Below are 611 nucleotides of genomic sequence, written 5' to 3'. Positions count from 1 at the left end.
CAATTAAGCTATCTCTGGTTGATCTATCTTTTATAGGAGAGGCTGCTGAGGATCCAGAATTTATAAAACTCAAAAAGTCGTTTGCCTTAGAGCCAGGCCAGCAGCTTAATCACCAAAAATACGAAGCTGCAAAAAAATCGATATTAACGCTGGGTATCAGTCGAGGTTATTTTGATGGCAAATTGACTCAATCAGAGGTTGAGGTCGATGTGCCAAAAAACATCGCCAACGTGTATCTTCATTATGATTCAGGTGTTCGATACCGCTTTGGTCAAACATTGTTTCCAGACACGGTAGTTGGTGAGCCATTACTGGAAAAGTTAGTCCCATATACCGAAGGTGAACCCTATCTGAATACAAAAGCATTAACGCTAAGAAAGAATCTTAGTGACAGTGGTTATTTTGATTCTGTTTCAGTAAAAACCAATCGTGCTGAGCGTGATGATGGTTTAGTGCCTATGGATATCAGCCTGGAAGAAAAACCTCGACAACTTTATACCGCGGGGTTGGGATACGGTACTGACACCGGTGCAAGATTAAGTCTTGGCTGGGAAAACCGTTACGTGAACAAGCGAGGACACCGGCTCGAAGCGAATGCCCGATTATCACAT

1 protein-coding gene is annotated in these 611 nt (G+C 42.7%); it reads left to right on the top strand.

All coding sequences use genetic code 11. From position 1 onward, the window contains the following. Positions 1–611 (top strand): autotransporter assembly complex protein TamA (locus B4K20_RS14825; RefSeq protein WP_289283503.1); only part of this gene is annotated, 611 nt, incomplete at both ends.

It is taken from the genome of Methylophaga sp. UBA5088, assembly GCF_002414625.1.
Lineage (GTDB): Bacteria > Pseudomonadota > Gammaproteobacteria > Nitrosococcales > Methylophagaceae > Methylophaga > Methylophaga marina.
Note: the sequence above shows the minus strand (reverse complement) of the source record. Positions and strands in the feature narration are given on the sequence as shown.